Annotated in this window: 16 protein-coding genes and 1 pseudogene; 7 read left to right on the forward strand and 10 right to left on the reverse strand. The window is 69.3% G+C overall.

Annotated features, from left to right (window positions below; genetic code table 11):
- Window positions 1-231 precede the first annotated feature (231 nt).
- Both RMN86_RS13215 and RMN86_RS13220 read left to right on the forward strand, forming a co-directional pair.
- Complete coding sequence (locus tag RMN86_RS13215; RefSeq protein ID WP_309606315.1) at window positions 232-1719, forward strand: MFS transporter; 1488 nt, start codon at window positions 232-234, stop codon at window positions 1717-1719.
- Window positions 1720-1740: 21 nt separating this feature from the next.
- On the forward strand, window positions 1741-3228 hold the full coding sequence (locus RMN86_RS13220) for an MFS transporter (RefSeq protein WP_309606316.1): 1488 nt from the start codon (window positions 1741-1743) through the stop codon (window positions 3226-3228).
- Here RMN86_RS13220 and RMN86_RS13225 read toward each other — a convergent pair.
- Both RMN86_RS13225 and RMN86_RS13230 read right to left on the reverse strand, forming a co-directional pair.
- Window positions 3225-4454 (reverse strand): TetR/AcrR family transcriptional regulator, encoded by a 1230-nt coding sequence (locus RMN86_RS13225; RefSeq protein WP_309606317.1) that lies wholly within the window; start codon window positions 4452-4454, stop codon window positions 3225-3227. The two genes, RMN86_RS13220 and RMN86_RS13225, sit on opposite strands and share 4 nt — an antisense overlap.
- Before the next feature lie 64 nt (window positions 4455-4518).
- Window positions 4519-5970, reverse strand: a complete 1452-nt coding sequence (locus tag RMN86_RS13230; protein ID WP_309606318.1) for a short-chain fatty acyl-CoA regulator family protein — start codon at window positions 5968-5970, stop codon at window positions 4519-4521.
- Window positions 5971-6132: 162 nt separating this feature from the next.
- Between RMN86_RS13230 and RMN86_RS13235 the strand changes: the two genes are divergently transcribed.
- A complete protein-coding gene (locus tag RMN86_RS13235; protein WP_309606319.1) occupies window positions 6133-7725 on the forward strand; it encodes an isocitrate lyase in 1593 nt (530 codons plus the stop codon).
- A gap of 114 nt (window positions 7726-7839) precedes the next feature.
- Complete coding sequence (locus RMN86_RS13240; RefSeq protein ID WP_309606320.1) at window positions 7840-9990, forward strand: malate synthase G; 2151 nt, start codon at window positions 7840-7842, stop codon at window positions 9988-9990.
- 16 nt (window positions 9991-10006) lie between these two features.
- Here RMN86_RS13240 and RMN86_RS13245 read toward each other — a convergent pair whose 3' ends face one another.
- Window positions 10007-11257, reverse strand: a complete 1251-nt coding sequence (locus RMN86_RS13245) for a UbiH/UbiF/VisC/COQ6 family ubiquinone biosynthesis hydroxylase (protein ID WP_309606321.1) — start codon at window positions 11255-11257, stop codon at window positions 10007-10009.
- A 177-nt stretch (window positions 11258-11434) separates the two neighbouring features.
- Between RMN86_RS13245 and RMN86_RS13250 the strand changes: the two genes are divergently transcribed.
- From RMN86_RS13250 to RMN86_RS13260, 3 genes are read left to right on the forward strand one after another with little or no spacing between them, the layout of a single operon-like run.
- Window positions 11435-12541, forward strand: a complete 1107-nt coding sequence (locus RMN86_RS13250) for an HlyD family secretion protein (RefSeq protein WP_309606322.1) — start codon at window positions 11435-11437, stop codon at window positions 12539-12541.
- Between the two features lie 3 nt (window positions 12542-12544).
- Window positions 12545-14206 carry a DHA2 family efflux MFS transporter permease subunit gene (locus tag RMN86_RS13255; RefSeq protein WP_309606323.1) on the forward strand — a complete coding sequence of 554 codons (1662 nt, stop codon included), beginning with the start codon at window positions 12545-12547 and terminating at the stop codon, window positions 14204-14206.
- Window positions 14206-14814 carry a TetR/AcrR family transcriptional regulator gene (locus RMN86_RS13260; RefSeq protein ID WP_309606324.1) on the forward strand — a complete coding sequence of 203 codons (609 nt, stop codon included), beginning with the start codon at window positions 14206-14208 and terminating at the stop codon, window positions 14812-14814. The genes RMN86_RS13255 and RMN86_RS13260 overlap by 1 nt, the downstream gene beginning before the upstream one ends.
- On the opposite strand, the gene RMN86_RS13265 is transcribed toward RMN86_RS13260, so the two are convergent.
- The 7 genes and pseudogenes from RMN86_RS13265 to pyk form a co-directional block, all read right to left on the reverse strand.
- Window positions 14811-15614 carry an enoyl-ACP reductase gene (locus RMN86_RS13265; RefSeq protein WP_405041350.1) on the reverse strand — a complete coding sequence of 268 codons (804 nt, stop codon included), beginning with the start codon at window positions 15612-15614 and terminating at the stop codon, window positions 14811-14813. The two genes, RMN86_RS13260 and RMN86_RS13265, sit on opposite strands and share 4 nt — an antisense overlap.
- Window positions 15615-15766: 152 nt before the next feature.
- On the reverse strand, window positions 15767-17170 hold the full coding sequence (locus tag RMN86_RS13270) for a serine hydrolase domain-containing protein (RefSeq protein WP_309606326.1): 1404 nt from the start codon (window positions 17168-17170) through the stop codon (window positions 15767-15769).
- Between the two features lie 208 nt (window positions 17171-17378).
- Window positions 17379-17996, reverse strand: a complete 618-nt coding sequence (gene eda, locus RMN86_RS13275; protein ID WP_309606327.1) for a bifunctional 4-hydroxy-2-oxoglutarate aldolase/2-dehydro-3-deoxy-phosphogluconate aldolase — start codon at window positions 17994-17996, stop codon at window positions 17379-17381.
- Window positions 17993-18961 carry a glucokinase gene (glk, locus tag RMN86_RS13280; protein ID WP_309606328.1) on the reverse strand — a complete coding sequence of 323 codons (969 nt, stop codon included), beginning with the start codon at window positions 18959-18961 and terminating at the stop codon, window positions 17993-17995. The genes eda and glk overlap by 4 nt, the downstream gene beginning before the upstream one ends.
- Window positions 18962-19122: 161 nt before the next feature.
- Window positions 19123-20772 (reverse strand): annotated as a pseudogene (gene edd / locus RMN86_RS13285) (phosphogluconate dehydratase); the annotation flags it as partial.
- Between the two features lie 13 nt (window positions 20773-20785).
- Window positions 20786-21442: a 6-phosphogluconolactonase gene (gene pgl / locus RMN86_RS13290; protein WP_309606329.1), complete on the reverse strand. Its 657-nt coding sequence runs from the start codon at window positions 21440-21442 to the stop codon at window positions 20786-20788.
- 7 nt (window positions 21443-21449) lie between these two features.
- Window positions 21450-22871, reverse strand: a complete 1422-nt coding sequence (gene pyk, locus RMN86_RS13295; protein WP_309606370.1) for a pyruvate kinase — start codon at window positions 22869-22871, stop codon at window positions 21450-21452.
- Between the last annotated feature and the right edge of the window lie 60 nt (window positions 22872-22931).

Raw genomic sequence — 22931 nt, forward strand, 5'->3', positions numbered from 1 at the left:
GCGCGCCCTTTGTTTTTGGCGCGGCGTGCGGCGCCGAACATGCCGCTTTTTCGAAAATGACCAGGCCGCGGGATCAAAACCGTTGACGCCTCTCCGAGCCTCCCGCACGGTCGGCCGATCATGAGCGGGCGACGGCGGCGGCGACGTCCTCGGAACGGCCGACGGGAACGGGACGACGCGGCGGGAGGACATCATGGGCCAGGGCCTTTCCGCGTTCCGGACCGAGCCGGCGTGACCGCGCTCACGCCGCCGCCCCTGGGGTTCCCGCTCAAGCTCACCTACGGACTGGGCTCGGTGGCCAACGGGGTTTCGGCCGCGGTGATGGCGGCCTCCGTCCTTCAGCTCTATTTCAACCAGGTGATCGGCGTCCCCGCCGTCTGGGTGGGCGCGGCGATCATGCTTTCGCTGCTGGCCGATGTGGTGCTCGATCCGCTGATCGGCCGCTGGTCTGACCACCTGCGCTCCGCCTGGGGGCGGCGCCATCCATTCATGTACGCCTCGGCCCTGCCCACGGCGATCTTCTTCTATCTGCTCTGGCATGCGCCCAAGGGGCTCGAGCCCGCCCAGACCATGGGATTGGCCGTGCTGATGATGATCGGCGTGCGGGTGTCGGTGGCCAGCTATGAAATCACCTCGACGGCGCTGTCGCCGGAACTGGCGCCGGACTACGACCAGCGCACCTCGCTGTTGGCTTTCCGCTGGTTCTTCGCCATCGGTGCGCTCGCGCTGATCACCATTGTTCTCTACACCGTCTATCTTCGCCAGGACGCGGCCAACCCGCTGGGCGTGCTCAACCGCGAGCGCTATTCCCAATTCGGGGCCATGGCCGCGGGCGTGATGTTTGTCTGTATCCTGGCCTCCAGCCTGGCCACCCACAGCCGCATCCCCTATCTGCACAAGCCGCCGGTGACCCGGGCGACGCCCATCGAGGTGTTCCGGGAAATCGCCTCTGCGGCCACCCACCCGGGGTTGATGGTGGTGATGGCCGCCAACCTGTTGGGCGGCACCGGGGTTGGCGTGACGTCGGCGCTTTCAAACTATTTCTATCTGCATCTGTGGGGTCTCAAGTCGCAGGCGATCGGGCCGCTGGCGTCCGGCGGCCTGCTCGCTTCGATCATCGGCATCGTGCTGGCCCCGTTGATTTCCCGCAAATTCGGCAAGAAGCGGTCGATGCTGGGCCTGCTCAGCGTCTCGGTGCTGACCTCGATGATCCCCATTGGGGGCTGGCTCATCGGCCTGATTCCCGCCAACGGTTCGCCGCTGATCTACGGCTTGCTGTTCACCGACGTGATGGTGAGCGCCGCGCTGGGGTTGATGGGCGTGGTGATCCTGACCTCAATGGTGGCCGACGTCGCCGACGACCATTCGGCGCGGCGCGGCGCGCGCTCCGAGGCTCTGCTGTTCGCGGCCAACGGGCTGGTTCCCAAGTTCACCCTGGGATTCGGGGCCTTCGTCGGTGGCGCGCTGATCACCTATGTGAAGTTCCCAACCCATGCGCTGCAGGGGACCGTCGATCCGGCCATCGTGCGTCATCTTGCGGAGCTCTATCTGCCGTGCGTGGCGATCTTCAACGGCGGCTCGGTGTTGGCGCTGACCTTCTACAAGCTCGACCGGGCGGCGCAGACGCACAACCTGGAGCGGCTGGCCGAAGCCGCGGCCCTGGCCGAGCAGGCGCAGGTCTCCGTCGGGACGAGCCCCGCGCCGCAACAGCTGAGTTAGACGTCAGGCCGGAGAGACACGATGACCCCGCAGGCCGCGATCCATCCCGGCGTTCGGCGTCTGGGGCTGCCGACCCGGTTCTTCTACGGCTTCGGCTCCGTGGCCTTCGGCGTGAAGGACAATGGCTTCTCCTACTTCCTGGCCTTCTTCTACACCCAGGTGGTCGGCCTGCCCGCGGCCACCGTGGGGCTGGCGATCATGTTCGCCCTGGTGATCGATGCCTTCATCGACCCGGTGATCGGCCAGTTGTCGGACAACACCCGATCGCGTTGGGGGCGGCGCCACCCCTTCATGTATTTCTCCGCCCTGCCGGTGGCGGCCTCCTATCTGTTGCTCTGGAACCCGCCGAAGGGTTGGGAGCGGGGCGCGCTGATCGCCTATCTGGTCTCGACCGCCGTGCTGATCCGCAGCTTCATCAGCTGCTACGAGATCCCCTCGTCGGCGCTCGCCGCCGAGCTCACCACCGACTACGACGAGCGCACCCGGCTCCTGTCATGGCGCTTCCTGTTCGGCTGGGTGGGCGGGCTGGCTATGTACGGCCTGGCGCTGGCCGTCTTCCTGCGGCCCGACGCGGCCCATCCGGTCGGCCAGCTCAACCCGGCCGGCTATGCACACTACGGTCTGTTCGCCGCTGGGCTGATGATGGTGGCCATCCTGACCACCTCGATTGGCACCCACAGGGAGATCCCCAACCTGCGGGCGCCGCCGCACGCCCGGGTGACCCTGGGCCGGCTGGCGGGCGAGATGGTGGCCACCCTGGCCAACCGCCCGTTCCTGATGATCCTGACCTCGAGCTTCTTCTACGCCATGGGCATCGGCCTGGGTTTCTCCATCAACCTCTATTTCTCGACCTATTTCTGGGAATTCTCCTCCGGCCAGATCGCCGGCTTCACCTTCTCCAGCCTGGCCGCCGCGATCCTGGCCTTCTCGATCGCGCCGCGCATCGCCCAGAGGTTCGACAAGAAGCCGGCGGCGATGATCCTGATCCCGGCGGGCCTGGCGATCTCGGTCGCTCCGATCGTCCTGCGCCTGCTGGGGGCTTTCCCCGCGAACGGCGCGGAGGTGCTCTATCCGGCGATCTTCATCACCAACATCTTCGGCGTCGGCCTGGGGATCACGGGCTCGATCCTGTTCACCTCGATGATCGCCGACGTGGTCGAGGATTCCGAGCTGAAGACTGGCCGGCGGCAGGAGGGCCTGTTCTTCGCCGCCGCCGCTTTCATCAACAAGGCGGTCTCGGGGATGGGCATTTTCACCTCCGGCATGATCATCGCCGCCATCCACTTCCCGCATGACATCAAGCCCGGCGACGTTGCGCCCGAGATCGTCCGCAACCTGGGCCTGACCTATGTGCCGGTGCAGATGGCGCTCTATGGGATCGCCGTGCTGCTGCTGGTCGGCTATCGGATCAGTCGCAAGACCCATGCCGAGACCTTGCGCAAACTGGCGGCCGCCGCCGACCTCGTGGCCGAAGGCGAGCCTGCCGCCTCGACAGACCGACTGAGCTAACGCGAGAAGACGCCCATCAGCAGGGGGCGCGCGAACACCGCCGGGGCGGCCTTCTGGCTGACGCCTGGGACCCAGACGCCCAGGTCGGCGCCGGCGTTCAGGGTGGCGTTCAGCATCTGGGCGGCGATGGACGCATCCACCGCGCGAAGCGACCCCTCGGTGATGCCGTCGGAAATCATCGCGGCGAACCGCTCGGAGACACGGTCGGAATGTCGCACCATCTCGCGCCGGATTGGCTCGGGCAGGGCCGCCAGGGCCGAGGTGCGCAGCAACGGGCCGTGCTCGCAGAGCTGGTATTCGGCCAGGGCGGCGGCGGCGCTGGAGAGCCGCGTCCATTGGTCACCCGGCAAGGCCTGGGCCAGGCGCTGGGCCTGGGTCATCACCTCGAAGGTTCGATCGAAGCAGGCCACCACCAGATCGTCCTTGGCCGGGTTGTGGTGATAGAAACTGCCCTTGGTGACGCTCAGCGCGGCGGAAATCTTGGCGACCGAAGCGCCGCGATAGCCGCGTGCGTTGATCAGCCGGGTGGCGGCCAGCAGGAAGGTCTCGCGGCCCAGGTCGGGGCCGTTGCGCGCGGCGAGCCGACCCAGCGGGATCGCCAGCGGGCTCCAGATCGCGCCCGGCGCGGCCAGCCCTGACGCCAGGATGTCATACATGCGTGCGTGGACGCGGCCATAGTCTTCGGGATCGTAGCGCGGCAGCCAGGCCGAGGCCCAGAACAGCTGCTCGAACAGCATCTGGGTGCGCGCCGTGCGCCGGCCGCGCGATAGCCAGGCGAGCTCAGGGGCCTCGAACAGCGTCCGCAGCCTGCGGAACAGTTTCATATAGGCGTCCGACACCTCGCCCCGCCGGGGCATGTTCAAGGCGCGGATGTCGGCCAGCACCGGCAGCGCCGGAGCCTCGCCAAGCACGGCGCGCCGGGTGCGGTCGAGATAGAGTCGCAGCAGGGTGTGCAGCGCCGCCTGGGGCGTGGGCTCCGACAGCGCCAACCCGACGATCTGCGTCAGGCCCTCGATTCCGCGCAGCATGCAGGCGGCGGCGAGGTCGTCCTTGCGGCGGAAATAGTAGGTGACGCTGGTGGTCGACAGGTCGACCGCGGCGGCGGCTACGGCCAGCGTCAGCCCCTTGACGCCTCGGGCGTTGAGGATGTCTGTCGCCGCGTCAAGGATCGCCTCGCGCTTGCGCTCGAACCGGTGCGTCGCCTGAACCGCGGGACGTGGCGCCATCGGTGTGTCCGTCCTGCCTGGGACGCGAAGTTGCGCATGGAACCCGCCGCCGCGCCACCCCGGCTCAACGGTCGGAGAAGCCGAACGGCAGACTCGTGCGGCGGATGTCGTCGGGCAGGATCTGGCGGCCGATCGGCGGCTCTGAGCGCGCGGCGCATTCGGTGCGCTGGCACAGCCGGCAGGTGACACCGATCGGGGTCGGGGACTGGGCGCCCGGATCGGGCTGGGCCTGGGTATAGACCAGGCGTCCAGCATGTTCGGCCGCGCAGCCCAAGGCGATGGCGCGCTCGACCCGCGTCGCGCCGAACGCGCCGCCGCCGGCGGTGACGGTGCGCGCGATCGAGAAGAACCGCTGACCGTCGGGTAGTTCCAGCCACTGGGTGACGATCTCGCGCGGCGTGCGGAAGGCGTGGTGCAGCGACCACAAGGGGCAGCCGCCGCCATGTCGCGCGAAGGGAAAGCCCGCGCCGTCCAGCCGCTTGGAAACATTGCCGGCCGGATCGACGCGGATGAAGAAGAACGGCACCCGCTCCTGGCCGGGTTTCTGCAGGGTTGTCAGGCGGTGGGCGGTCTGTTCGAAGCTGGCGCCGAACTGGCGGGCCAGGGCCTCGACGTCATAGTGGCGCGCCTCGACCGCCCGGGCGAAGGCGGCATAGGGCATCAGCAGCGCGGCGGCCGCATAACTGGCCAGCGCGCGCCGGGTCAGGCGCTCGCCGCTCTCGCTGGCGAAACCGCCATCGCCCAGCACCGCGTCGACCTCGCCGCCCAGTTCCAGATAGGCCAGTTGCAGGGCCAGCTGGAACGCCTGGCTGGCGGCGTCCAGCCCGTCGTCCAGCAGCACCTCGCGGCGGTGCCGGTCCAGCCGGCGGGTGGAGCCGACCATGACGCTCGATGGCAGTCGTCGCACGCGTAGGCCATGACGGACCTTGAGGTAGCCGACCAGATTGTCGTGGCTGGACACCGCCTGAGCCAGGCGTTCGGCAGCGTCGTCCAGGGCCGGGAAACAGTTGCGCCGCGCGGCCAGGAAGCGGCGGGATTCCGCCACCGGGTCGGAGACCTCAGATGCCCCGTCGTCGCCGGCCGCCCGCGATTCCGCGCCCCGGTCGGCCAGCGCCAGCTGCTCTTCCTGGTAGGTGGTGTAGAGCCGCAGCAGGGCCTCCGTGACGCCGGGGAAATTGGCGGCGACCTCGGCGATCTCCAGCGCCGCGCGGTCGATGCCGGCGAACACCGGGTCCTTCAGAACCGTCTGCAGGCGCGCGGCCTCCTCGGCGCCGCCGTCGCCGGCCAGCGCGGCCATGTCGACCTTGTAGGTCTGGGCCAGACGCACCAGCAGGTCGGCGGTGAGCGGGCGGTTGTTGCGTTCGAGCAGCGCAATGTAGGAGGCCGAGACCTCCAGGTCGGCGGCCATGTCGGCCTGGGTGAGGCCAAGGTCGCGGCGAAGCCGCCTTAACCTCGGTCCGATATAGAGGCGGCGATCGCGGGCGCGAAGGTCGGGTGGGCGAAGGTTGGGGGGCATGTCAGGCTCGCGATCGGCGCCGGTATCAACTTTACAACATTACAATCATTCTTTGTAAAGTCTTACAACTGGACCCTGTGGCGACTCCCGTCGGGACGGGATCGCGGGCAAGGCGACGGCACGTTTCGGCGCGCGCGCGCCGGCAGATCGCGGAAGAGACAGATGGCATATCAGGACCACATCATCGAGATGGGCCAGCTCATCAGGAGCAAGGCCGGCGCATGGGACGGCATCGATGCCGAAGCCGTGGCGCGGATGCGGGTGCAGAACCGCTTCAAGACCGGCCTGGAGATCGCCCGCTACACCGCCGACATCATGCGCCGCGACATGGCCGCCTATGACGCCGATCCCGCCAACTACACCCAGTCGCTGGGCTGCTGGCACGGCTTCGTCGCCCAGCAGAAGATGATCTCCATCAAGAAGCATTTCGGAACGACGCAGGGGCGTTACATCTACCTGTCCGGCTGGATGGTGGCGGCGCTGCGTTCCGACTTCGGGCCACTGCCCGACCAGTCGATGCATGAGAAGACCTCGGTTCCGGCGCTGATCGAGGAGATCTATACCTTCCTCAAGCAGGCTGACGCCCGCGAGCTGGGGATGGTGTTCCGCGACCTCGACGCGGCGCGCGCCGTCGGCGACAAGGCCCGCGAACAGACCCTGCTCGACGCCATCGACGGCTTCCAGACCCATGTCGTGCCGATCATCGCCGACATCGACGCGGGATTCGGCAATGCCGAGGCCACCTATCTGCTGGCCAAGAAGATGATCGAGGCCGGGGCCTGCGCCCTGCAGATCGAGAACCAGGTTTCCGACGAAAAGCAGTGCGGCCACCAGGACGGCAAGGTCACGGTGCCGCACGAGGACTTCCTGGCCAAGGTCCGCGCCTGCCGCTACGCCTTCCTGGAGCTGGGCATCGACAACGGTATCATCGTCACCCGCACCGACAGCCTGGGCGCGGGCCTGACCAAGCAGATCGCCGTCAGCAACGCTCCAGGCGATCTGGGCGACCAGTACAATTCCTTCCTCGACTGCGAGGAAATCTCGCAGGCCGACATGAAGAACGGCGATGTGGTGCTGAACCGCGGCGGCAAACTGCTGCGGCCCAAGCGCCTGCCGTCCAACCTGTTCCAGTTCCGCGCCGGCACCGGCGAGGACCGCTGCGTTCTGGACTCCATCACCTCGCTGCAGAACGGCGCGGACCTTCTGTGGATCGAGACCGAGAAGCCGCACATCGCCCAGATCGCCGGCATGGTCGATCGCATCCGCGAAGTCGTTCCCAACGCCAAGCTCGCCTACAACAACTCGCCGTCGTTCAACTGGACGCTGAATTTCCGCCAGCAGGTGTTCGACGCCATGCTGGCGGCGGGCAAGGACGTCGCCGCCTACGATCGCGAGAAGCTGATGAGCGTCGACTACGACAGCACAGCGCTGGCCATCGAGGCCGACGAGAAGATCCGCACCTTCCAGGCGGACGCCGCCAAGCGGGCCGGCATCTTCCACCACTTGATCACCTTGCCGACCTACCACACCGCGGCGCTCAGCACCGACAATCTGGCCCGCGACTATTTCGGCAGCCAGGGCATGCTGGGCTACGTCGCCGGCGTGCAGCGCAAGGAGATCCGGGAGGGCATCGCCTGCGTCCGGCACCAGAACATGTCGGGTTCCGACATCGGCGACGACCACAAGGAGTATTTCGCCGGCGAAGCCGCCCTGAAGGCTGGCGGCGTGCACAACACCATGGGCCAGTTCGCCTAGGGGCGAGACGTCCCAGAGAGACTCCAGGCTCCCGCCCTGTGGCGGGGGCCTTTCTTTTTCCGGGTCACCCCGCATCCTGCCCGACGGGACACCCCCCAACGCCCGGTCACGCCCATGGAAATCACCCGCAGTCTTTCCGTTGACCCTCGCCTGCACGCCTTCGTCGAGGACGAACTGTTGCCCGGCGCAGGGGTCGCCGCCAAGGCGTTCTGGGCGGCGCTGGAGACCATCCTGGCCGACTTCACGCCACGCAACGCCGCCCTGCTGGCCCGCCGCGACGACCTCCAGGCGCGGATCGATAGCTGGTGGCTGGCGCGTCGCGGCAGGGTCTTCGACGTGGCCCAGGAAACTGAATTTCTGCGTGAGATCGGCTATCTGCTCCCCGAGCCCGCGCCCTTCGAGATCGCCACCCGCAACGTCGATCCGGAGATCGCCAGCCTGGCCGGGCCTCAGCTGGTGGTCCCGGTGTCTAACGGCCGTTTCGCGCTGAACGCCGCCAACGCCCGCTGGGGCAGCCTCTATGACGCGCTCTACGGCGCCGACGTCCTGGAGCCCCCGACCGGCGCAAAGGGCTACGACCCGGTGCGCGGCGGCAAGGTCGTGGCCTATGCCCGCCAACTTCTTGATCGCATCGCGCCGCTGTCGACCGGTTCGCACGCCGACGCCGTGGGCTATTTCGTCGGCCAGGGCGGCCTCATCGTGCGCCTGAGCGGCGGCCAGGAGAGCGTACTGGCGAATCCGCACGAGTTCGTCGGGTGGCGCGGCGAGCCCGGCGTCCCGCAGGCCGTGCTGCTGGTCCACAACAGCCTGCACCTGGAGATCCAGATCGACCGCGACCATCCGATCGGCAAGGACGACCCGGCCGGGGTCGCCGATGTGCTGGTGGAGGCCGCGCTGACCACCATCCAGGACTGCGAGGACTCCGTCGCCGCCGTGGACGCCGAGGACAAGGTCGGCGTCTACCGCAACTGGCTGGGCCTGATGCGCGGCGATCTGTCGGCCAGCTTCGCCAAGGGCGGACGCTCCGAGACCCGGCGGCTGGACGACGACCGGCGCTACGCCACCACCCACGGTGGCGGGGTGACGCTGCGCGGGCGCAGCCTGATGCTGGTGCGCAACGTCGGCCACCACATGACCACCGAGGCGGTCCGCTACGCCGGCCAACCGGTGTTCGAGACCGTCCTCGACGCCCTGATCACCGTCACCGCCGCCCTGCACGACCTGAACGGCGCGCGCCGCAACAGTCCGGCGGGGTCGGTCTATGTGGTCAAGCCAAAGCTGCACGGATCCGAGGAGGTTGCGCTGGCCGTACGCCTGTTCGACCTCGTCGAGGACGCCCTGGGTCTGGCGCGCAACACCGTCAAGCTCGGCATCATGGACGAGGAGCGACGCACCAGCGCCAACCTGGCGGCCTGCATCCATGCCGCCCGCGACCGCGTGGTGTTCATCAACACCGGCTTCCTCGATCGCACCGGCGATGAGATCCACACCGCCATGGAGGCCGGGCCGGTGGTGCGCAAGGACGCCATCAAGGCCGAACCCTGGCTGCCGGCCTATGAGCAGCGCAACGTGGAGATCGGCCTGGCCGCGGGCTTCCCGGGTCGCGCCCAGATCGGCAAGGGCATGTGGGCCGCGCCGGACATGATGCGGGCGATGCTGGCCGCTAAGATCGGCCACCCAAGGGCCGGGGCCAGCACCGCCTGGGTGCCGTCCCCCATGGCCGCCGTACTGCACGCCCTGCACTATCACGAGGTCGATGTGCCGGCGGTGCAGGCGACGATGCAGGCCGCCGCCCAGACCACAGGACTCGACGACCTGCTGACGCCGCCCTTGGCTCACTCCAACTGGAACGCCGCCGACGTGGCCGAGGAACTGGACAACAACGTCCAGGGCATCCTGGGCTATGTGGTGCGCTGGATCGACCAGGGCATCGGCTGCTCCAAGGTGCCCGACATCCATGACGTGGGACTGATGGAGGACCGCGCGACCCTGCGCATCTCCAGCCAGCACATCGCCAACTGGCTGCATCACGGCGTCTGCACGCAGGCCCAGGTGCGCGAGACCCTGGCGCGGATGGCCAAGGTGGTCGACGCCCAGAACGCCGGCGATCCGCTCTACCGGCCGATGAGTCCCGATCCGGCGGCCAGTATCGCCTTCCAGGCGGCTGTCGACCTGATCTTCCAAGGCCGCCGCCAGCCCAATGGCTACACCGAACACATCCTCCATGCCCGTCGCCGCGAGCGGAAGGCGCAGATCGCCGGGTAGCCGGCTGGATTGTGGTCTACAGCGCCTCGCCCTTCAGCAGTCTCGGCAGGTCCCCCACCGCGCCGCCGGCTTCGGTCATGAAGAACCGGCGGGCCGGACCGATGCGGTTGACCGCGGCCATGCCGACGCCGCGCGCCAGGCGCAGCAGCGGATTGTCGTTGGAGAACAGGCGGACGAACAGGTCCGTCCCGGCCGCCAGCGTGGCGGTGTCGAAGCGCCGCCAGGCCGCGTAGCGCTCCAGCACCACCGGCGAGCCGATGTCTTCGCCCAGACGGGCCGCCTCGACCAGGATCTGCGCCAGGGCCGCGACGCTCTTGAGGCCCAGGTTGAGGCCCTGGCCGGCGATCGGGTGAATGCCATGGGCGGCGTCGCCCAGCAGGGCCGCGCGGGGCGCGACCAGCCGCTCGGCGAGATTCAGGCTCAGCGGATAGGTGAACACCGGGCCCTCGACGGTCACCTCGCCCAGGAAGTCGCCGAAGCGGCGTTGCAGATGGGTGTGGAAGATCTCTGGTTGCGCCGTCTTCAGCGCCGCGCCGCGCGCGGTGGTCTCGGTCCAGACCAGGCTCGCCCGGTCGCCGGTCAGCGGCAGGATGGCGAAGGGGCCGCCGGGCAGGAAGTACTCGTGCGCCACGCCCTCGTGCGGGCGTTCCAGGCGCACCGTCGCCACGACGCCGGTCTGGGGATAGTCCCAGCCCACTGCGCCGATCCCGGCCTCGGTGCGAATCACCGAGCCCTTGCCGTCCGCGCCGACCGCCAGGGGCGCGCGTCGGGTCCGTCCGTCGGTCAGGGTTATCATCGCCGCGCGGGGCCCGAACCGGGCGGCGGCGACGCGGGCCGGGGCCAGCACCTCGATGCCGGCGTCGAGGACCGCCTGGGCCAGGGCGGCGCGGATGTGGCGGTTCTCGATCAGATAGCCCAGCGGCTCGCCGTCGGAGCGGTCGGCGATCTCGGCGGAGTCGAAGCGCAGGAAGAAGGGCTGGGGTCCGCCGGTCGCCGCGCCCGGGGTCTGGCCGTCGGTGACCAGGATCTGCTCGATGCGCTGGGCGTGCGGCGCCAAGGCCGAGCCGACGCCGAGCACGCGCCACTGGCGGAAAGCGGCATAGGCGATGGCCGAGGCGCGGCCGTCGAAGGTGGGTGCGACCTGGGCGTCGAAGACCACCGGGTCGATCAGCACCGGCGTCAGTCCGGCCTGGTTCAGCGCCAGGGCCAGGGTCGCCCCGGCGATGCCGGCGCCGGCGATGATCACGTCTGTTTCGGTCTCGCTCATCGGCGGCGATACGCCCACGAAGCGGCCCGTCCGTCCAGTATCTCTGGGAGCGGGCGGAGGTTTCTTGGACGCGAGGGTCCATTTTTGCCTTGCCGGGCCGGCCGCCCGAGCCTACATCCGTTGCTGGATGGACCGGCGGGTCCAAGTTTGGTTTTTGCGCGTTGCGGGATGACAGGCATGGCGGGGTTGCCCAAGGTGGGTCTGGTTCCGGCGCTGGTCAGCGGCGCGGTCGCCATGGCGCTGATCGCCGGCGGGGCGCTGTGGTGGAGCAACAAGCAGCACTACGAGGCCACCGACAACGCCTTTATCGCCGCCGACAAGGTCTCCATCGCCCCGCTGGTCGATGGCTATGTGAGTGAAGTGCTGGTCGACGACAACCAGCCGGTGCAGCCCGGCCAGTTGCTGGTCAGGATCGACCCGGTCAGCATCAAGGCTCGCCTGGCCCAGGCGCAGGCCAACGCCCAGGCGCTGGACGCCGGCGTCCGCGCGGTGGACGACAAGGCCAAGCTGGAGCAGGCGATGATCGCCCAGAAGTCCGCCGGCGTCGCCAGCGCCCGGGCCCAGGCGGACCTGGCCGGCGCGGAGCTCAGCCGCTATGGCCAGCTTGCCTCGGCCGGCTGGTCCTCCACGCAACGCGTGCAGACCGCGCGCGCGGCCCAGTCGCAGGCGTCCGCCGCGGTCGATCAGGCGCAGGCGACGCTCGCCGCCGAACGCCAGGCCGCGGCTTCCCTGGGCTCCGCCCGCGACCAGACCCAGGCCCAGGCCGCCGCCGCCCGCGCAGCCGTGGACTCCGCCCGCATCGACCTGTCGCGCACCGAGATCCGCAGCCCCACGGCCGGCGTCGTCGGCGCCAAGGGCGTGCGGCCCGGCCAGTACGTCCGTCCCGGCGGGACGTTGATGACCATCGTGCCGCTGGCCGAGGCCTATGTGGTGGCCAACTTCAAGGAGACCCAGGTCTCGCGCCTGCGTATAGGACAGTCGGTGGAGATCCGCGCCGACGCCTTCGGCAAGCAGACGATCAGGGGCCGGATCGACAGCTTCGCGCCGGCCACCGGCGCCGAGTTCGCGCTGATCCCGGTGGAGAACGCCGTCGGCAACTTCACCAAGATCGCCCAGCGCCTGCCGGTGAAGATCGCCGTCGATCCCGGCCAGCGGCTGGCCGGCGCGCTTCGGCCCGGCCTGTCGGTCGAGGTCAAGGTCGACGTGACCCAGCAGACCGGCGCCAGCTTCGCCGACGCCGCGGCGCCGGCCGCCCAGTATGCCCGCCGCGGCCTGGCGCGCTGACCGGTGACCGACAACGCGGTCAAGCTGGAGGGTCTGGCCCCCGTCCGCGCGGCTCCCTCGCCGGCGCCGCCTTCGCCGAGTCCGTCGACGGTGCTGGGCGCCGACGGCCAGGCGGTCAACTGGACCAAGGTGTTCCTGGGTTTCGGCGGGATGATCGTCGGCCAGTTCATGGCCATGCTCGACATCCAGATCGTCGCCTCCTCGCTGGTGCAGATCCAGGCCGGCATCGGCGCCACCGCCGACGAGATCAGCTGGGTGCAGACCATCTATCTGCTGGCCGAGGTGGTGATCATGCCGCTCACCGCCTACCTGACCAAAATGTGGGGCACCCAGCGGTTCTATGTCATCGCCTCCATCGCCTTCATCCTGACCTCGATCGCCACCGGCCTGGCCTCCAGCGTCGACATGATGATCCTGACGCGGGCGCTGCAGGGGCTGGCCGCCGGCGCGATGATCCCGCCGATCTTCGCCACAGCCATGACCATCTTCCCGCCTGAGCGGCGGACCACGGCCAACGTCCTGGTGGGCCTGATCGTGACGCTTGCGCCGACCATCGGGCCGACCCTGGGCGGCCACATTACCGAGGCGCTCAGCTGGCGCTGGCTGTTCTTCATCAATGTGCCGGTGGGTGCGCTGGTGGTCTTCCTGGTGAGCCGCTACGGCGATTTCGACAAGCCGGATCCCAGGCTGGCCAAGGGTATCGACTGGTGGGGCCTGGGCCTGATGACCGTCTTCCTGCTGGCCATGCAGTATGTGCTTGAGGAGGGCGCCAAGAACAGCTGGCTGCAGGACGACGCGATCCTGTGGCTGACCGTCCTGGCGGCGGTGACCGGCGCGGCCTTTATCTGGCGGCAGCTGACCTATCGCCAGCCGATCGTCTCGCTGAAGCCGTTCGGCGACCGCAACTTCACGCTGGGAATCGTGATGACGTTTGTCACCGGCATGAGCCTGTTCGGCGGCACCTTCATCCTGCCGCTCTACCTTGGCCAGGTGCGCGGCTACTCCTCCGCCGAGGTCGGGACCACCATGCTGGTCTCCGGCCTGACGATGTTCCTGAGCGCCCCCATCGCCGGCCGCGTGGTCAGCCGGATCGACGCCCGGGTGGCCATGGTGATCGGCTTTTCGCTCACCGCCTGGGCCATTGGCCTGGGCGCGCGGATTACCGACGACTGGGGGTTCAAGGAGTTCCTGACCCTGCAGGTGGTCCGCGGGCTGGGCTCGATGATCGCCATGATCGCGGCCCAGATGATGACCATCTCGACCCTGCCGGTGACCCTGATGAAGGACGCCTCGGGATTGATCAACCTGATCCGCAATGTCGCCGGCGCTATCGGCCTGGCGGTGATCGCCACCATCCTGACCCACCAGACGGTGGCCCACTACACCGACATCGCCGCGGCGGTCTCCACCGCCAACGCCGTCAGCCAGGAGATGCTGAGCGGGCTTACCGCGATGATGAGCGGGGCGGGCATGGCCGACCCGGACGGCGGGGCGCACAAGGCGTTCTCGATGCTGATCCGCCGCCAGGCCGCGGTGCTGAGCTTTGGCGACGCTTTCATGTTCCTGTCGCTCGGCTGCTGGATGGCCGCCTTCCTGGCGCTGTTCGCCAGGCCCGGCGCGGCGACGGCCAACCTCGCCGCGGCCCGGGCCGGAGGCGCGCACTGATGTCGCGGGTGGCCGGCCAGATCGACGTCGCCAAGAACGAGGCGATCCTCGACGCCGCGGTCGACGTATGGGCCGAGCGCGGCATCCAGGCGCCGATGGAGGAGATCGCCCGGCGGGCCGGGGTCTCCAAACAGACCATCTACAATCACTACGGTTGCAAGGCCGACCTGGTGCAGGCGTTGTGCGCGCGACGGGTCCACGAGATCGTCGCGCCCCTGGAGGCGCCCGGCGCCATCGAGCAGCCGGCCCAGGCGCTGGCGGCGTTTGGCCGGGTGTTGCTGACGGCCCTGCTGACGCCGCGCTATACGACCCTGATGCGCACCGCCATGGCCAATGTGGCGACCTTGCCGGAGGTGGCGCGCGCGCTCTATGAGGCCGGTCCGCGCGCCAGCCGCCGGGGGCTGGCGGATTTCCTGGAAACCGAGACCGCCGCGGGCCGCCTGGCCTGTCCGGACCCCGTCGAAGCCGCGGAGTTCTTCGCCGGCATGGTCATCTCCAGCCGCCAGACCGCCTATCTGCTGGGCGTGCCGCTCGGCCTGACCGACGCCAACATCGACAGGATCGCCCGCGAGGCGGCGACCCGGTTCATGCGCGCCTACGCGGTTTAGCCGGCCTCCGCCGCATCCTCCGCGAAGCCCATGATATGGAAGCCGGCGTCGACGTGGACAACTTCGCCGGTGGTGGACATGCCGAGGTCGGAGAGCAACCACAGGGAACAGCCCGCAACGCCTTCCATCGAGGCGTTCTGCTTCATGGCCGACAGCGAGCGTCCTTTGGCCAGCATGCCGCGACCGCCCGTGATGCCCGCGAGCGAAAGGGTTCTCACGGCGCCCGGCGATACGGCGTTCACCCGGATGCCGCGAGGGCCGAGGTCACGCGCGGCATAGCGCACCGCCGCCTCGAGCGCCGCCTTGGCGACCCCCATCGTGTTGTAGTTCGGGAACGCGCGCTCCGAGCCCATGAAGGTCATCGTGATGATCGAGCCGCCCGTCTCCGGCATCAGAGCCGCGGCCCGGCGCGCGCAATCCACGAAGCTGAAGGCTGAGATGTCCATGGCCCGTAGGAACCCCTCGCGGGTGGTGTTGTCGACGAAGGAACCCTTGAGCTCATCCTTGTTGGCGAAGGCGATCGAGTGGACGAAGAAGTCGATCTGGCCAAACGCGCGTTTCACCGTCTCGAAGGCGGCGTCCATGGAGGCGTCGTCCGTGACGTCGGCGGGCGCCAGGACCTTGACGCCCAGGCTCTCGGCCAACGGCTCGACGCGGCGTTCCATGCCCGGCAGGTGCAGGAAGGCCATCTCCGCGCCCTGGGCGGCCAGCTGGCTGGCGATGCCCCAGGCGATGGACTGGTGGTTGGCCACCCCGGTGACGATCCCGCGCTTGCCGGCCATGAGCGCGCCCTTGGGCATCTGAAAGTCTTCGGCCACCTGGCGTCTCCCTCTGGTCTGGCAAGGGTTGTGGCGGGGCCGGCGGCGCAGGGCAAGACCTGCTGAAGCGTCCCGGTATCAGCGCTTCAACGCCATGAGCTGAATGGACCCTGGGGTCGAGGACCGCAGCGTGATCACGGACCCTGGACCCTATCGACCCAGGTGTCTCCCACGGTCATCCGCATCGGCCTGCCGGCGACTTCCGCAAAACTGACAATCTCACCGATCGCGCTGCCGCCTGTCGGCGCCCCGTAGCGAAAGCGGCCTTCGCCCACCGGATCGAGCGTCACCGGATTGTCCAGATTGGGGGCGTTCGGCGCGATGATCGCCAGCCGGTCGTTCAACAGGACGACCTGCTGATCTCCCCAACGGCCGCGATAGAGTCCGGCAAACCGCGCCCACGCCGGGTTCCAGGCCACCGGGGCGGTCTTGGGCTTGGACGCGGTCGCAACCACCTGGCCAACGGTTGCCATCAACTGGTTGGCGATATCGCTTGGATTTGAGTCGTTCGTGTTCGTCAGCACGATCACGCCTACCTTGTCATCGAGCTGAATGAGCGTCTGGGTCGTGTTCCCCAGGTAGCCGCCCCCATGACCAATGTACGTCCGATCCTTGACCCGCTTGACGTCGAACCCGAGCCCAGAGCCGCTCGTCCAGGTCTCATCGACGGACCGAACGCGCAGCATCTCGCGCCAGGACCCGCTGCTGACGATCTGCGATCCGCCCCGTGGGCCCCGCCGGAATTGCGCCGACATGAACTTGGCCATGTCGTTCACATCCGATGTCAGACCCGTAGCCGCGGCCATCCCACGGGAGTCGATAAAGGGGAGAATCTCGCGGGTCCCGTCCGGCATGCGGCGGCCGTAAGGCGCCGTCAGCTCCGGGACGTTCTTATCCACGCTGGACTCAGTCATGCCGAGCGGATCGAAGATATGCTTCTGAAGATAGTCCGCCCAGGTCTCCCCGCTGACCGTCTCCACCACACGCCCGGCGACGGTGAACGCAAGGTTGGAGTATTTCCAGCGCGTGGCCGGGGCGAAGGCCGCCTGCCGTTCCGGGTAGAGATGCTCAACTTCCGAGGCTGTCGGGAAACTAAGGGACTCCCAGTGGTCGCCGGCTTCACGTTGAAGCCCGGAGCTGTGGGACAGCAGTTGTTCAATCGTAATCGGGCCGTCGTCGCTCCCTGCGGTCCTGGCCTTGAACCAGGGCAAGTACTTCACAACCGGGTCGTCGAGCCGGAGTTTTCCGTCTTCCCTAAGCTGCATGATGGCAATGGCCGTGAACAGCTTGCTGTTGGACGCCATGCGAAAGCGGGTCGAGGCCGTCACCGGTCGATTGGCCTTGATGTCGGCGTAGCCAAAGCCCTTGAACCAGACCAGTTGCTGGTCGCTTACGACGCCGACCGCCACGCCGGGAAGGCCCCGGTACGCGATCTGACCCTCCATCCAGGCTGAAAACAGGCGTTCGGCCGCCAGCACGTCCGGAGCGGCGGCGATGCTTGTGGGTCCGACCGCCGGCGCGACTGGCTGGGCGCGCAACGGGAACCCCGCGAAAGCCAGGAAGATCGCCCCGGCGCCACATGCCAAAAGATATGCGCCCCTTGACATTCGCCCGCCCCCTGCCCGCAACACCGGACATCATGTGATGGGATCGCAGCCTGGGCGTCAACGCCCGTCCCGCGAACGCTCGCGGGGGCGGGAGTCGATGTTCGCATTGCGGCGAATGGCCGACAGCTGCCTCGGTCCGTCAGCCCACGCGCAACGCCGAGGCTTCGCGCGCCAGGGCGGTGATGCGGCCCCAGTCGCCGGCGCGGACGGCCTCGGCGGGGGCGACCCAGCTGCCGCCGACGCAGACCACATTGGCCAGCGCCAGGTAGTCGGCGGCGTTGTGGACGCTGATCCCGCCGGTCGGGCAGAACCTGGCCTGGGGAAAGGGGCTGGCGAAGGCTTTCAGCGCGTCGATCCCGCCGACGATATTGGCCGGGAACAGCTTGAAGCGCGTGAAGCCGGCGGCCAGGCCGGCCATCAGTTCGGTGGCGGTGGCGACGCCGGGCAGCAGCGGGATCGGGCCCTCCGGCCCCTCGCCCTCGATCAGGCCCGGGCTGACGGCGAACCGCGCGCCGATGTCGGCCACGGCCTGGCGCTGGGACGGCGTCAGCACGGTGCCCGCGCCCACCACCGCGCCCTCGATCTCGCCGGCCATGCGTTCGATACAGGCGAGCGCGACAGGGGTCCGAAGGGTGATCTCCAGCACCGGCAGGCCGCCTAAGACCAGGGCGCGGCCGAGCGGAACGGCGTGGGCCAGGTCCTCGATGACCAGCACGGGGATCACCGGGGCCAGCTGGAGGATGTTCTCCAAAATCATAGCCGCTCCAGCATCTCCAGCTGGCGCGCGGCGCCGATGATCGCCGGGTAGGGATGCACCACCAGCGAGGTGGGGATCTCGGCGACATAGGCCGACAGCCGGCCCTTGTCCTCGAACCGTGCGCGGAAGGCGCCCGCGGCCAGCCGCTCGGCCATCCTGGGCGCGATGCCGCCGGAGATGAACACCCCGCCCCGGGCGCCGAAGCTCAGCGCCAGGTCGCCGGCGACGGCGCCCAGGATCGCGCAGAAGCGGTCGAGGGTCTCCCCGGCCAGGGCGTCGCCTGTGGCGGCGGCGTCCATCACCGCCTTCTCGTCGACCAGCGCCGCCTCGACCTGCCGCAGGCCTGCCAGCACGCCGTAGAGTTCGAAGAGGCCGCGGCCGGACATCAGCCGCTCGATGGAGACCCGGCCGTGGCGGGCGCGGAACTGGCTCCAGATCTCGACCTCGACATCGTCGCTGGGGGCGAAGGCCGCGTGCCCGCCCTCGGTAGCGACCGCGATGTCGCCGCGCTCGCTGCGCGCCAGACCCGCCACACCAAAGCCGGTGCCCGCGCCCATCACCACCATTGGGCAATCGGCGGCGCCGCGCAGGGCGGGTCCCAGGGTCCTGAGGTCGGCCGGCGCCAGCAGCGGGCAGGCCAGGGCCTGGGCCGCGAAATCGTTGATCAGCTCGACGGCCTCGAAGGCGAACTGCGCCAGAAGGTCGCCCTCGGAGATCTGCCAGTCGAGGTTGGTGAACTCGATCTGGCCGTCGAGCACCGGACCGGCGACGGCCACCACCGCGCGCGGCGGCTGCTTGTGGTTGAGGGTGCGGCCCAGATAGTCGGCGATCACCTCGGCCAGCGAGCCATAGTTGGCGGCGGTATAGACGTGCAGGTTGCGCACGTGGCCTTGCGTATCCACCAGAGCGAAGCGGGCATTGGTGCCGCCGACATCGCCCACCAGACCGGCGTATTGCGGCTTCATCGGGCGACCTCGAACAGGGCGCAGGCGCCGGCGTCGGCGGGGCCGGCTGCGCGGCGCATCCAGCCGAACAGCTCGCGGCCATAGCCTGAGCCGCCGGGTGGACAGGCGGCGGGGCCGCGGGACTACAGCTCGGCGGGGTCCAGCTTGATCTCCAGCGTTCAGGCGTGCGCATCGACCCGGATCAGGTCGCCGGTCCGCACATAGGCCAGCGGCCCGCCGTTGGCGGCCTCCGGCGTCACATGGATGGCGGCGGGAACCTTGCCCGAGGCGCCCGACATCCGTCCGTCGGTGACCAGCGCCACCTTGAAGCCCTTGTCCAGCAGGACGCCCAGTGGCGGGGTCAGGTTGTGCAGTTCCGGCATGCCGTTGGCGCGCGGACCCTGGAAACGCACCACGGCGACGAAGTCCCGGTTGAGCTCGCCGCGCTGATAGGCCGCCAGCAGGGCGTCTTGGTCCTCGAAGACAATCGCGGGCGCCTCGATCACCAGATGCTCGGGCTTCACCGCCGAGGTCTTCATCACCGCGCGGCCCAGCGGACCTTTCATCAGCCGCAGCCCGCCGTGCGCCTCGAACGGGTCGGAGACCGGCCGCAGGATGTCGAGGTTGAGCGACGTCGCCGTCCCCTCGCGCCAGACCAGCTTGCCGTCGTCGAGGACCGGCTCGGTCTGGTAGCGGCGCAGGCCCGGGCCGGCGACGGTCATCACCTCGTCGTGGGCCAGGCCGGCGTCGAGCAGCTGGCGGATCACAAAGCCCATGCCGCCGGCGGCCTGAAAGGCGTTCACGTCCTGGCTGCCGTTCGGATAGACGCGCGCGATCAGCGGGGTGACGGCCGACAGGTCGTCGAAGTCCTCCCAGGTTATCCGGACGCCGGCGGCGCGGCCCATGGCGATCAGGTGCAGGGTGTGATTGGTCGATCCGCCGGTGGCTAGCAGGCCCGCCAGAGCGTTCACCAGGCTGCGCGCGTCCACCACCGCCGACATCGGCGTATAGGCGTTGGCGCCGTCGCGGATTTCCACCGCCCGCTTCGGGGCCGCGGCCACCAGGGCGTCACGGAGCGGCGTGTTGGGATGCACGAAGGCCGAGCCCGGCAGGTGCAGGCCGGTCATCTCCATCATCATCTGGTTGGAGTTGGCGGTGCCATAGAAGGTGCAGGTGCCAGGGCCGTGGTAGGCGGCCATCTCGGAGTCGAGCAACTCCTCACGGGTCACCTTGCCTTGCGCGTAAAGGGCGCGGACGCGGGCCTTCTCGACGTTGGAGATCCCGGAGGTCATCGGCCCGCCGGGCACGAAAATCACCGGCAGGTGGCCGAAGCTGAGCGCGCCGATGGTCAGGCCGGGCACGATCTTGTCGCAGACGCCCAGCATCAGGGCCGCGTCGAAGGCGTCGTGGGTCAGGGCCACGGCCGTCGACATGGCGATCACATCGCGGGAAAACAGCGACAGCTCCATCCCCGGCCGGCCTTGCGTCACCCCGTCGCACATGGCCGGCACGCCGCCGGCGAACTGGGCCGTCGCGCCGACCTCGCGCGCGGCGTGCTTGATGATCGCCGGGAACCGCTCCAGCGGCTGATGGGCCGAAAGCATGTCGTTGTAGGCGCTGACGATGGCGATGTTGGGGGCGGAGGGGTCGCGCATCCGCAGCTTGTCGCCAGCGCTTTCGGCGGCGAAGGCATGGGCCCAGTTGGCGCAGGACAGCTTGGCGCGGCCAGGGCCGGCATGGCGGGCGGCCTGCATGCGGGCCAGGTAGTCGGCGCGGCTGTCGCGGCTGCGCGCGACGATCCGTTCGGTGACGGCCGCGGTGACCGGATGCATGGGGTCGGTCCTCTCAGTTCAGGGTCCAGAAGATCCTCACCGGGGCGACACCCTGGTCGAGGAGCGCGCGCACCGGCAGATCGGCTCCGGCCTGGGCGTCGGCGATCACCTGCCGCTTAGCCTCCCCGGCGATCAAGAGGAAGAGGGCGCGCGATTGTAACAACGCCGCCAGCGTCAGGGTGATCCGCGCCACCGGCGGCGATCCCCAGCCGGCCGGAGACTCCGCCAGCAGCCGTTCGCCGGCCGGGTCCATGGCCTCGTCGAGCACCGGGCTGCCGGGGATCAGGGAGGCGACGTGGCCGTCTTCCCCCATGCCCAGGATCACGGCGTCGAACGGCAGGAGCTGTCTGAGCGCCGGCTCGGCATAGTCGGTGAGCGGCAGGAAACGGGCCATTGCGGCGCGGCCGACCAGAAGCCGCTCGCGCAGCAGCCGGGCGTTCGAGGCCGGCGAGGCGGCGTCCACCTGCCGCTCGTCGGAAAGGGTGACGGCGACCTTACGCCAGTTGAGGTCGGCGCGGCTCAGGCGGTCGTAGACCGGCCCCGGCGATCGCCCTCCCGTGGCGACAAGGCTGGCGCGTCCGCGGGCGTCCAACGCGCCTTGCAGCGCCGCTTCGATCGCATCGGCCGCCGCGTCGGCGAGGTTGGCGCTCGAGGCGTAGGTCTCGATCATCGCATCGCTAACGCCGCGGCGGCATATGGGCCAGGCGCAGGATGTTGGCGGCCCCGGGGGAGCCCATCGGCAGGCCGGCGAGGATCAGCACCCGCTGGCCGGGCTCGGCGAGGCCGCTCAGGCCCGCCTGTTCCAGGGCGATGCGGGCCAGGTCCTCGGGGTCGAACAGTTCCGACGCCACGCGGGCCTCCGCGCCCCACAGGATCGCCAGCTTGCGCGCGGTGTTGAGCGAGGGGGTCAACGCCAGGGTCGGCTGCAAGGGGCGTTCGCGGGCCAGCCGCAGCGCCGTCTGGCCGGTGGTGGTGAAGGTGACCAGGCAGGCGGTGGAGGCGGCCTCGGCGGCGCGGCGGGCGGCGGCCACCAGGGCGTCGGCGTCGGCGTCCTCGACCGGATATTCGGCGCGCATCAGCTCGGGCCAGCGCGGGTCCTGTTCCACCCGGGTGATGATTCGATCCATGGTGGTGACGGCTTCAACAGGATAGTCGCCGACCGCACTTTCGGCCGAGAGCATCAGGGCGTCGGCGCCCTCATAGACCGCCCCGGCCACGTCGGAGGCCTCGGCCCGGGTGGGGGTCGGCGAATGGGTCATGCTTTCCAGCATCTGAGTCGCCACCACCACGGGGATGCCGCGCAGGCGGGCGGCGCGGATCAGCTGCTTCTGGACGACGGGCACTTCCTCGGGCGCGAGCTCGACGCCGAGATCGCCGCGCGCCACCATGATCGCCTGGGACAGATCGAGGATCTCGTCCAGCGCCTCCAGCGCCGAGGGCTTTTCGATCTTGGCGAGCACGCTGGCGCGGCCCTGCACCAGACTGCGCAGTTCGGCCATGTCGGAGCCGCGCTGGACAAACGACAGGGCCACCCAGTCGACGCCTTCCTGCAGAGCGAACGCCAGGTCGGCGCGATCCTTGACCGTCAGCGCGGGGATGGGGATCGCCAGGCCCGGCAGGTTCAGGCCCTTGTGATCGGAGAGCGCCTCGCCGGCCTCGACCACCGTCTCGGCGAAGTCGGGACCGTGGCGGATCACCCGCAGCCGCACCTTGCCGTCGTCCAGCAGCACCAGGGCGCCGGTGCGCAGCGCGGCGAACACCTCGGGATGGGGGACCCCGATGCGGGCCGTGTCGCCGGGCTGCGCACTGAGATCCAGCCGCAGCGCCTGGCCGGCCCGAAGGCGGATCGCACCGCCGGCGAACGCGCCCAGCCGCAGTTTCGGCCCTTGCAGATCGGCCAGCACCGCCAGGGGCCGACCGACGGCCGCCTCGGCCTGGCGCACCGCGCGAATGGCGCGCGCGTGCTCGGCGTGGGCGCCGTGGCTGAAGTTGACCCGGAAGACGTCGGCGCCGGCGATGGCAAGTTCGCGGATCTTCTCCACGCCGCGGCTGGCGGGGCCGAGCGTGGCCACGATGCGGGCTCTGCGGGCGCGGATCATGTCTTGGCTCATCTCGCGGGGTTTCGGAGCCAAGCTTATCGGAGCACGTCCGGTCCGCGT

Origin of the sequence: Phenylobacterium sp. (genome assembly GCF_031360265.1) — a bacterium.
Lineage (GTDB): Bacteria > Pseudomonadota > Alphaproteobacteria > Caulobacterales > Caulobacteraceae > Phenylobacterium.

Coding starts and splice junctions, on each gene's coding strand:
- RMN86_RS13230 (WP_309606318.1), bottom strand. CDS start 5,970: ATGCCCCCCAACCTTCGCCCACCCGACCTTCGCGCCCGCGATCGCCGC.
- RMN86_RS13225 (WP_309606317.1), bottom strand. CDS start 4,454: ATGGCGCCACGTCCCGCGGTTCAGGCGACGCACCGGTTCGAGCGCAAG.
- RMN86_RS13260 (WP_309606324.1), top strand. CDS start 14,206: ATGTCGCGGGTGGCCGGCCAGATCGACGTCGCCAAGAACGAGGCGATC.
- RMN86_RS13265 (WP_405041350.1), bottom strand. CDS start 15,614: ATGCCCAAGGGCGCGCTCATGGCCGGCAAGCGCGGGATCGTCACCGGG.
- pyk (WP_309606370.1), bottom strand. CDS start 22,871: ATGATCCGCGCCCGCAGAGCCCGCATCGTGGCCACGCTCGGCCCCGCC.
- RMN86_RS13235 (WP_309606319.1), top strand. CDS start 6,133: ATGGCATATCAGGACCACATCATCGAGATGGGCCAGCTCATCAGGAGC.
- RMN86_RS13240 (WP_309606320.1), top strand. CDS start 7,840: ATGGAAATCACCCGCAGTCTTTCCGTTGACCCTCGCCTGCACGCCTTC.
- RMN86_RS13220 (WP_309606316.1), top strand. CDS start 1,741: ATGACCCCGCAGGCCGCGATCCATCCCGGCGTTCGGCGTCTGGGGCTG.
- glk (WP_309606328.1), bottom strand. CDS start 18,961: ATGAAGCCGCAATACGCCGGTCTGGTGGGCGATGTCGGCGGCACCAAT.
- eda (WP_309606327.1), bottom strand. CDS start 17,996: ATGATTTTGGAGAACATCCTCCAGCTGGCCCCGGTGATCCCCGTGCTG.
- RMN86_RS13250 (WP_309606322.1), top strand. CDS start 11,435: ATGGCGGGGTTGCCCAAGGTGGGTCTGGTTCCGGCGCTGGTCAGCGGC.
- pgl (WP_309606329.1), bottom strand. CDS start 21,442: ATGATCGAGACCTACGCCTCGAGCGCCAACCTCGCCGACGCGGCGGCC.
- RMN86_RS13245 (WP_309606321.1), bottom strand. CDS start 11,257: ATGAGCGAGACCGAAACAGACGTGATCATCGCCGGCGCCGGCATCGCC.